9 protein-coding genes and 1 pseudogene are annotated in these 9,613 nt (G+C 67.2%); 3 read left to right on the top strand and 7 right to left on the bottom strand.

The window, feature by feature from the left end:
* The 3 genes and pseudogenes from V6M46_RS07240 to V6M46_RS07230 form a co-directional block, all read right to left on the bottom strand.
* Positions 1 to 119 (bottom strand): annotated as a pseudogene (locus V6M46_RS07240) (1-deoxy-D-xylulose-5-phosphate reductoisomerase); the annotation flags it as partial.
* Between the two features lie 155 nt (positions 120 to 274).
* Positions 275 to 1,063, bottom strand: coding sequence for an ABC transporter permease (locus V6M46_RS07235; protein WP_332663326.1), 789 nt, complete (start codon positions 1,061 to 1,063; stop codon positions 275 to 277).
* Entirely contained in the window at positions 1,060 to 1,974 is a 915-nt protein-coding gene (locus V6M46_RS07230; protein WP_332663324.1) for an ABC transporter ATP-binding protein, read from the bottom strand. The genes V6M46_RS07235 and V6M46_RS07230 overlap by 4 nt, the downstream gene beginning before the upstream one ends.
* A 130-nt stretch (positions 1,975 to 2,104) precedes the next feature.
* Here V6M46_RS07230 and V6M46_RS07225 point away from each other — a divergent pair, with 130 nt between their 5' ends.
* The gene (locus V6M46_RS07225; RefSeq protein WP_332663322.1) at positions 2,105 to 3,262 is read left to right on the top strand and encodes a sensor histidine kinase; all 1,158 of its coding nucleotides are present in this window, start codon (positions 2,105 to 2,107) and stop codon (positions 3,260 to 3,262) included.
* Positions 3,259 to 3,915: a response regulator transcription factor gene (locus V6M46_RS07220; protein WP_332663320.1), complete on the top strand. Its 657-nt coding sequence runs from the start codon at positions 3,259 to 3,261 to the stop codon at positions 3,913 to 3,915. Before V6M46_RS07225 ends, V6M46_RS07220 begins: the two co-directional genes overlap by 4 nt.
* 57 nt (positions 3,916 to 3,972) lie before the next feature.
* Here the strand turns inward: V6M46_RS07220 and V6M46_RS07215 are convergent, their stop codons facing one another.
* A complete protein-coding gene (locus V6M46_RS07215; protein WP_332663319.1) occupies positions 3,973 to 5,208 on the bottom strand; it encodes a saccharopine dehydrogenase family protein in 1,236 nt (411 codons plus the stop codon).
* A 1-nt stretch (position 5,209) separates the two neighbouring features.
* The gene (locus V6M46_RS07210) at positions 5,210 to 6,646 is read right to left on the bottom strand and encodes a gamma-aminobutyraldehyde dehydrogenase (RefSeq protein WP_332663318.1); all 1,437 of its coding nucleotides are present in this window, start codon (positions 6,644 to 6,646) and stop codon (positions 5,210 to 5,212) included.
* Positions 6,647 to 6,757: 111 nt separating this feature from the next.
* Between V6M46_RS07210 and V6M46_RS07205 the strand changes: the two genes are divergently transcribed.
* Positions 6,758 to 8,140, top strand: coding sequence for an aspartate aminotransferase family protein (locus V6M46_RS07205; RefSeq protein ID WP_332663316.1), 1,383 nt, complete (start codon positions 6,758 to 6,760; stop codon positions 8,138 to 8,140).
* A gap of 203 nt (positions 8,141 to 8,343) precedes the next feature.
* Here the strand turns inward: V6M46_RS07205 and V6M46_RS07200 are convergent, their stop codons facing one another.
* Together V6M46_RS07200 and V6M46_RS07195 are read right to left on the bottom strand one after the other, a co-directional pair.
* The gene (locus V6M46_RS07200) at positions 8,344 to 9,171 is read right to left on the bottom strand and encodes an ABC transporter permease (RefSeq protein WP_332663314.1); all 828 of its coding nucleotides are present in this window, start codon (positions 9,169 to 9,171) and stop codon (positions 8,344 to 8,346) included.
* A partial coding sequence (locus V6M46_RS07195) for an ABC transporter permease (protein ID WP_332663312.1) occupies positions 9,168 to 9,613 on the bottom strand: 446 nt, incomplete at its 5' end. The genes V6M46_RS07200 and V6M46_RS07195, both read right to left, overlap by 4 nt.

Raw genomic sequence — 9,613 nt, 5'->3', positions numbered from 1 at the left:
TTGCTTCCGCCGGCGGCGAGCGCGACGACCTCGAACCGTTCGGGGTTGGCGGCGATGACCTCGAGGGCCTGGGTCCCGATGGATCCCGTAGAGCCGAGAACGGCGACACGCTTGCGCATGCCGCCATTCTCCCTGATCGTCGGCCGACGACCTACTTGCGCCGGACATGCACGATGGCGACACCCTGCACGGGTGTCGCCATCGTGGGTTGGCCCCGGAGCGGCGGCAGACGAGGGATGTCCTGTCGCCGCGCCCCCTCCGCCCCGGGAGTCGCTTACTTGACCTCGGACCTCAGCACCGCCCACAGGCCGATCGCCAGTGGGATGACCAGCCAGATCACGCCCGACACGCCCAGCTGGGCGTACTGCTCGCCATTGTCGAAGCCACCTTCGAACAACGGCGTCTGCGCCGCGTTGAAGTCGATCCAGAGGTGGATGTCCTTGAACCAGTCGACCAGCTCGGCAAGGATCCCGAAGATGGTCGGCAGCACGAACGAGTAGACGAAGTACGCCACGATCGCGCCAGGCGTGTTACGGATCAGCACGCCGAGCATGAAGCCGATGAGCAGGCCGAGGACGTTGCCGCCAATGATCAGCAGGAGGTCCCCCACCGACATGTCCCACACCGGGTCGACGCCGTTGAGCATCGAGCCCAAGACGTTGCCAAGGGCCCCGATCGCGAAGGCGAGGAGCATCGAGACGACAGCGACGATGATCGCGGCGAGCGCCTTGGCCAGAATGACCTGGCCGCGGTGCGGGGCCAGCGTGAACGTGATCAGCCCGGTGCGCTGACTCCACTCACCGGTGACGGACAAGATGGCGATGACTGGAAGGAGGATCGCCATCGGGAAGCCGACCGCCGCGCCGAAGACCGAGTACTCGAGGTTCTCGTTCGGCACGAACAGGATGCAGCCGATGGTCGCCAGCGCCGCGACAATCGCGATGCTCATCATGAGCCAGAACCCGGAGCGAGTGTCGAACATCTTGCGCAGCTCGACCTTGACGAGCCGACTGACGGGCACGCCCGGCCGGTCGGTGTCGATCGTGACGACTTGCGTACTCATGAGGTGGCTCCTTCGGGGGTGACGTCTTCACGCTGGGTGTCGGCAGTCAGCTGGAGGAACATCTCCTCGAGACCTGCACCTTCGGCGGGCCGCAGCTCGATCAGGGCAACGCCTCCGGAGGCCGCGGCCTTGCCGACCTGCTCGGGAGTGGACTCCGTGCGCAGTCCGTCGTCACCCGACGGCGTGGCAGAGATACCGGCTGCTGTCAGTGCGTTGGCGAGGGCAGACATGTCGCCGGCCTTGACGAACGTGCCGGCGGTCTGCAGCAGCTCGGCCTTGGTGCCCTGCGCCACGATCTTGCCGTTGCCGATCACGATGATCTCGTCGGCGATGACCTCGATCTCGTGCAGCAGGTGCGACGACAACAGCACCGTGCCGCCGCGATTGGCGTACTCGCGAAGCAGGCTGCGCATCCAGTGGATGCCGGCCGGGTCGAGGCCGTTGGCCGGCTCATCGAGGATCAGGATCTTGGGGTCACCCAGCAACGCGTTGGCGATGCCGAGCCGCTGGCGCATGCCGAGCGAGTAGTTCTTGACCCGACGCTTGGACTCGTCCGGAGTCAGGCTGACGAGCGTGAGCATCTCGTCGACACGTGACATCGGCAGACCCATGGTCAACGCGCTGAGCGTGAGGATCTCGCGTCCCGTCCGCCCGGCGTGCTGCGCCGAGGCGTCGAGGAGCACTCCCACTTGCGTGCCCGGGTTGGGGATGTCGTGATAGCTGACGCCGCTGACGAGCGCGGATCCGGCGGTGGCCGGTGTCAGGCCCGCCATGATGCGCATCGTGGTCGTCTTGCCTGCGCCGTTCGGGCCGAGGAAGCCGGTGACGGCTCCCGGTCGGCATTCGAACGAGACATTGTCGACGGCTTTGAAGCCGCCGTACGTCTTCGTAAGTCCTTCAACTGTGATCATGACACCCAGTCTGCACGGCGGAGGGGTGCACTCACATCCGTCGAGGGACCATGGATCGATAGCCGAAAGTATGAGTCGGGCGAGCCGAACGGCCGTCGTGCTTCACGAACGTCACCCCTAGCCTTGGGACGTGCAGGACATCGCCTACCAACCGGAGCTTCGGTGGTGGAACCATGCCTGGCGGTACGCCCTGGTGCTGACGATCTCGGGGGCCGCCTGGTTCGAGATTGCCTACTGGCAGTGGGACAACCTCAGGTGGTGGTTCTGGACCGATCTGGCCCTCGGCGTCTTCACGCTGGTTCTCGTCGCCTGGCGCCGCGCCGCGCCCGTCCCCGTCGCCGCCATCACCAACGCGCTGTCGTTCGTGTCGTGGACGTCCGCCGGCCCCGCCACGCTGGCTCTCGTGTCGTTGGCTACCCGGCGACGCTGGCGCGAGATCATCCCGGTCGGCGTCCTGGCGCTCGTCGCCGGCCTCGTGCTGGAGGGCTACAACCCGGTCACCGACGACACCCTCGCTTTCACCGTCCCGTTCATCGTCGCGATCATCGCCATCTCGGTCGGCTGGGGCATGTACATCGGCTCACGTCGCGAGCTCCTCGCGACGCTCCGCGAACGTGCAGACACCGCTGAAGCGGGGCAGGCGGCACGCGTTGCCCAGGCGCGTACGGCCGAGCGCGGGCGCATCGCCCGGGAGATGCACGACGTGCTGGCCCACCGCATCTCGTTGGTGACGATGCACGCGGGCGCGCTGACGTATCGCGAGGACCTCACCGCCGAGGAGATGCGGGCGACCGCCGCGGTGATCCAGGAGAGCTCGCACCAGGCGCTCGTCGAGCTGCGCGATGTCCTGGGCATCCTGCGCGACGACCCCGGCGACTCGAGCCCCGAGCGACCGCAGCCCTCTGCGGCCGACCTCCCGGCGCTGCTCGAGGAGGCCCGGGCGACCGGCATGCGGATCGAGACCGAGGATCTCGTCGCGCTCGACGGCGTACCGGACACGATCGGACGCACGCTCTATCGCGTCGTGCAGGAGAGCCTCACGAATGCCCGCAAGCATGCCCCGAACACGCTGGTCACCGTGTCGGTGACCGGGAGCCCGTGGACCGGGCTGTCGATCGCCGTGACCAACCCGCTCGAGGTCGGCTCGAACGGCGACGACGCACCCGAGTCCGGACTCGGGTTGATCGGGCTGGCCGAGCGCACGGCCCTCGTCGGCGGTCGGATGGCGCACCGGATCACCCCGGGGCGCGAGTTCGTCGTCGAGGCATGGCTACCGTGGCCGGCATGACGATCCGGGTGCTGCTCGCCGATGACGATCCGTTGGTGCGGGCGGGGCTGGCGTTGATCCTCGGTGGCTCCGACGTCATCACGGTCGTCGCCGAGGCGGCCAATGGCCAGAAGGCCGTCGAAGCCGTCAGGGCAGGCGGCATCGATGTGGTGCTGATGGACATCCGCATGCCGGTGCTGGACGGCATTGCCGCGACGGCCGCGGTCCTGGCGCTGCCCGATCCGCCGAAGGTCATCGTGCTGACCACATTCGACGCCGACGAGTACGTCGTGCGGGCGCTGGCGGCCGGCGCCAACGGGTTCCTGCTCAAGGACACGCCGCCTGCGGAGATCGTCGCGGCGATCGGCAAGGTCGTCGACGGCGAGCCCATGCTCTCGCCGACCATCACCCAGCAGCTCATCCGCCAGGTGACCGACGCGGCACCCGACCAGCGGAGCGACGCGGAGGCGCAGACGCGCGTGGCCCGCCTGACCGACCGGGAGCGCGAGGTCGCGATGGCGGTCGGTCGCGGATCGTCGAACGCCGAGATCGCCGCCGACCTCCACATGAGCGTCGCGACGGTCAAGGCGCATATCTCGCACATCTTCGCCAAGCTCGACGCCACCAACCGGGTGCAGGTCGCGATCGCGATGCACGACGCGGGACTGCTCTAGCGTCCCGCCCCGCTCCGCTGTGGGGCCGGATCTCCCTTCGGAGAGGCCGGATCTCCCTCAGGCGGGGTCGAGCTCCTTCTGGCCCCATGGTGAGCCGTATGCGGTGAGGAGCTCCAGGAACGGCACGGCATCGAAGGCCTCCGGCCCGAGCACCCCGGCGCCGGACCACGTGCCGTTGGCGAGCAGCTCGAGGGCGACGACGGGGTTAACCGCGGTCTGCCAGACGACGCACTGGTGGCCGTACTCCTGCATCGACCAGTCGTTGTCGACGACGTGATAGAGGTACGTCGACCGGGGCTGCCCGTCGAGGCCGATGCCGGTGACCCAGAGACCCGCGCAGGTCTTGCCGTGCATCTTGTCGCCGAGCGTGGCGGGATTGGGCAGGCAGGCGGCCACGACATCACGCGGCGAGACCGGCACGACCGTCGGCGCGCCCCCGACCGTCGACGGCACGTTGACCTTCTCGGTCGAGTCGAGGCCGAGCTTGTGCAGCGTCTTGAGCACCTCGATGAACTCGTTGCCGAGCCCGTACTTGAACGTCGCCCGCTTGGTCTCGATCCAGCGGGGCATGAGGAGCACCTCCTCGTGCTCGACGTTGACGCACTCGACCGGGCCGATGCCCTCGGGGAAGTCGAACACCTCCGGTTCGCTGAACGGCTCCGTCGTGAACCAGCGGCCGTCCTCCCAGATCACCGGTGGGTTGAGGCACTCCTCGATCGTCGTCCAGATCGAGAACGACGGCGCGAAGTCGTAGCCGTCGACCGTGAGGTTGGCGCCGTCGCGGGTGCCGAGCTCGTCGATCGAGGAGAACAGGTGGTCGGCGGCATAGCGCGCGAACACGTCGGACAGGCCCGGCTCCACGCCGATGCCGACCAGGGCGAGGCGGCCGGCCGACTCCCACTTGTCGGCCACCGCGAACTGCTCGTCGCCGAGCTTGACCCCGGTCTCACTGTGCGGGTTGTCCGGGTGCGGCTTCGACAGGCTCATCGCCATGTCGAGGTAGTCGGCACCCGCGGCGTACGCACCCTCGAAGATCGGCATGACGAACCGCGGGTCGACCGCGTTCATGACGTGCGTGGCTCCAGATGTACGCGCGAGGTCCTCGACGGACGACGCGCTGGAGGCGTCGACCTGCGCAGCCGAGAACCGCGGATCGTCGACCTCGGCCACGGCGCGCTCCGCGCTCTCGAGCGCATAGTCGGCGACCACGATCGACTCGAAGAAGTCGCGTCGGGCGGCGATGGCGCAGAACGCCGAGCCCACGCCGCCGGCACCCACCAGCAAGATCCTCATCTCAGGCCTCCAGGTTGGTCATGACGTGCTTGATCCGGGTGTAGTCCTCAAGCCCGTACATGGACAGGTCCTTGCCGTAGCCGGAGTGCTTGAAGCCACCGTGTGGCATCTCGGCGACGATCGGGATGTGCGTGTTGATCCACACGCAGCCGAAGTCAAGCCGGCGCGACACCCGCATCGCGCGCCCGTGATCCTTGGTCCACACCGACGATGACAGGCCGTACTTCACGCCGTTGGCCCAGCGCACCGCCTCGTCCTCGTCGCTGAACTGCTGCACCGTGATGACCGGTCCGAAGATCTCGTCCTGGCTCGCGTGATCGTCCTGCCGCAGTCCGGAGAGCACGGTCGGCTCGAAGAAGTAGCCGTCGCCGAGCGCGTCGAGCCGCGAGCCGCCGGTCTCGAGCCGTGCGTGATCGGGCAGCGAGTCGATGAACTCCTTGACGTGGGCGAGCTGGTTGGCGTTGTTGACCGGTCCGAAGTCGACGTCGTCGTCCGGCATGCCGACCTTGGTGCCCCGGGCGGCCTCGGTCAGCGCGGCGGTGAAGTCTGCGGCCACGCGCGGATGCACCAGCACGCGCGTCGCCGCGGTGCAGTCCTGGCCGGCGTTGAAGTAGCCGGCGCCGGCGATCGCCTCAGCAGCCGCAGCGAGGTCGGCGTCGTCGAACACCACCACCGGAGCCTTGCCACCGAGCTCCAGGTGCGGCTTCTTGAGGTCCGCTGCAGCGGCAGCGGCCACCTCCATGCCGGCACGGACCGATCCGGTGATCGCGACCATCTGGGGCGTCGGGTGCGTCACGAGCGCGCGGCCGGTGTCCCGGTCGCCGCAGACCACGTTGAACACGCCGGGAGGGAAGAACTCCTGCGCGATCTCGGCCAACAGCGTCGTCGAGGCCGGTGTCGTGTCGCTGGGCTTGAGCACGATCGTGTTGCCGGCAGCTAGCGCCGGCGCGATCTTCCAGATCGCCATGACGAACGGATAGTTCCACGGCGTCACCTGCCCCACGACACCGATCGGCTCGCGCCGGATCATCGAGGTGTGGCCGCGCAGGTACTCGCCGGCGGACTTGCCCTCTAGCACCCGCGCGGCACCGGCGAAGAACGTCATGGCGTCGAGCGCCTGTCCGAGGATCTCCTCGCTCATCGTGAGCGCCTTGGGCTTGCCGGTGTCGCGCGACTCGACGTCGACGATCTCCTGGGCCCGCTCCTCGATCGCGCCGGCGAACCGGTTCAGCAGCTTCGAGCGCTCGTACGGTGTCGTGTCTCGCCACGTCTCGAACGCGGTTGCGGCGGCCCCGAACGCACGATCGACATCCTCCGCACCGGACAGCGGCGCCGAGGCGTACACCTGACCGGTCGACGGGTCGATGACGTCGTACGTCGCGCCGCTCGCCGCAGGCACGAGTTCTCCGTTGATGATGTTGGTGATGGGTCGATCCATGGCTCCATCCAACCCCAATCCCCCGCGTGGGGCAACGGAATCCGAATCAGACGGCGGATGATACGACGAATTCCCTTGTGTTCGTCGAGGCAATCTTGCGAAGATGGCTGCATGAGCTACTCCGACGAGGACTACGACCGGCTGCAGAAGGCAGGCAAACGCCACCTGTGGATGCACTTTTCCCGCCACGGGAGCTACGACGACACCCACGACATCCCGATCATCACCAAGGGTGACGGCATGTACATCTGGGATGCCAAGGGGCGGCGATACCTCGACGGACTCGCCGGGCTCTTCGTCGTACAGGCCGGGCACGGCCGGGCAGAGCTGGCCGAGGCTGCCGCGAAGCAGGCGAAGGAGCTCGAGTTCTTCCCGCTGTGGACGTTCGCGCACCCCATGGCGATCAGGCTTGCCGAGCGCATCGCGTCGTACGCCCCCGGTGACCTCAACCGGGTGTTCTTCACGACCGGCGGCGGCGAGGCCGTCGAGACCGCGTGGAAGGCCGCCAAGCAGTACTTCAAGCTGACCGGCAGGCCCAGCAAGACCAAGGTCATCAGCCGTGAGGTCGCCTATCACGGCACGACGCACGGCGCGCTCTCGATCACGGGCATCCCGGCCCTCAAGGAGATGTTCGAACCGCTCGTGCCGACCACGAGACACGTCGCCAACACCAACTTCTACCGCGCGCCCGAGCACGGTGACGACCTCGAGGCGTTCGGCCGCTGGGCCGCCGACCAGATCGAGGACGCCATCATCGCCGAGGGCCCCGACACCGTCGCCGCGGTGTTCCTGGAGCCGGTGCAGAACGCCGGCGGCTGCTTCCCTCCCCCGCCGGGCTACTTCCAGCGCGTACGCGAGATCTGCGACCGCCACGACGTCCTGCTCGTGTCGGACGAGGTCATCTGCGCTTTCGGGCGGCTCGGCGACATGTTCGGCGCCAACCGCTACGACTACGTGCCCGACATGATCACCTGCGCCAAGGGGCTGACGTCCGGCTACTCGCCGCTCGGCGCGATGATCGCGTCGGACCGCATCATGGAGCCGTTCCTCAAGGGCGACGCGAGCTTCTCGCACGGCTACACGTTCGGCGGCCATCCCGTGTCCGCTGCGGTCGCGATGGCCAACCTCGACATCTTCGAGCGGGAGAAGCTCAACGAGCACGTCCGTGAGACGGAAGGGGCGTTCCGGGCGACCCTCGAGAAGCTGCTCGACCTCGACATCGTCGGCGACGTACGCGGGGACGGCTTCTTCTACGGCATCGAGCTGGTCAAGGACAAGGCCACCAGGGAGACGTTCAGCGATGCTGAGTCCGAACGGTTGCTGCGCGGGTTCTTGTCGAAGGCGCTGTTCGACAACGGGCTCTACTGCCGCGCCGACGACCGCGGGGACCCGGTCATCCAGCTCTCACCGCCGATCATCGCCGAGCAGAGCCACTTCGACGAGATGGAGTCAATCCTGCGAAGCGTCCTGACGGAAGCCCAGGGTCACCTGTAGCCCTGGGTACGCCTTCGGGGCTCCCGCGTCTGCGTTGTCGGCCGGCGCGTTTGCGTCGTCGTCACCAGCGCTCACGAGAGAGTTGTCGCCCATCGACAAGCGTCGTTGCGATGCCGCGTCACGCAGCGTCGTCCGCTTGTCGATGGGCGATAACTCGCTCCTGAGCTCGGCGCCCTACCGCAGCGAGCCGGCAACCTCACGACCTAACCCGCGGCGAGGGCCTTTTCTTGCCTTCTCCGGACCAGCTCGTTGCCGAGCACGATCGCGATCGCGATGAGGAACATCGCCGTGCCGACGACGTTGACCTGCATCGGAACCCCACGCTGCGAGGCACCCCAGACGAACATCGGGAAGGTGAGCTCCTGCCCCGCGTTGAGGTTCGTGATGATGAAGTCGTCGAACGACAACGAGAAGCTCAGCAGCGCCGCGGCGACAATGCCGGGCAGGACCAGCGGGAACGTGACACGCCAGAACGTCTGGGACTCCGTGGCGTAGAGGTCCATCGCCGCCTGCTCGAGGTTGTCATCCAGACCACCCAGGCGTGCCTTGACCGTCACGATGACGAAGGACAGGCAGAACATGACGTGCGCGATGAAGATCGTCCAGAAGCCCAGCTGACCGCCGAAGCCGCTCGAGACGAACAGCGCCAGCAGCGACGAACCCATGACGATCTCGGGAGAAGCCATCGGCAGGAAGATGATCAGGTTGGCCGCCGAGCGCCCCTTGAAGCGGTGCCTGACCAGCGCGAACGCGGCGAGCGTGCCGAGGATCGTGGCCACGAGCGTCGCCAACAAGGCGATCTCGATGCTGAGGATGACCGATTCCTTCATGCCGTTGGGCTCCCACGGGTGCAGCCAGTTGTCCCACGTGAACTTCTGGAACTTGTAGAGGTTGCGGGACTTGCTGCTGTCGTTGAAGCTCATGAGTGCCACGACAGCGATCGGCACGAACGTGTAGATCAGCACGAGGATGCCCAGGCCGAGCACCAGGTGCTCCCCGATCCAACGACGCAATCTCGCCAGTCGGCTCATACGAGGTCCTCCGTCCCAGCTCGTCGGATGAAGGCGATCACGAAGGTCACGATGATGGCCATCAGGATCACCGAGAGCGCGCCTGCCGCGGCGTAGTCGTTGACGGTCGTGAAGAGGTTCTGGATGCTGTTGCCGACCATGGTCGTGTTGGGGTTGCCGAGCAGCTCTGCGTTGATGTAGTCGCCGGCCGACGGGATGAAGGTCAGCAGCGTCCCGGCAACGACTCCGGGCATCGACAGCGGCAGGGTCACCTTCCAGAATCCCTTCGCCGGCGAGGCGTAGAGGTCGCTGGACGCCTCGATGAGGCGCGGGTCGATCTTCTCGAGGCTGGCGTAGAGCGGCAGCACCATGAAGGGCAGGAAGTTGTAGGTCAGGCCGGCGATGACGGCGAACGGCGTCGCCAGCAGGCGTTGGTCGTCGCCCAGGAGATGCAACCACTGCA

The sequence above is a fragment of the Aeromicrobium sp. genome (genome assembly GCF_036676885.1).
Taxonomy (GTDB): domain Bacteria; phylum Actinomycetota; class Actinomycetes; order Propionibacteriales; family Nocardioidaceae; genus Aeromicrobium.
Note: the sequence above shows the minus strand (reverse complement) of the source record. Positions and strands in the feature narration are given on the sequence as shown.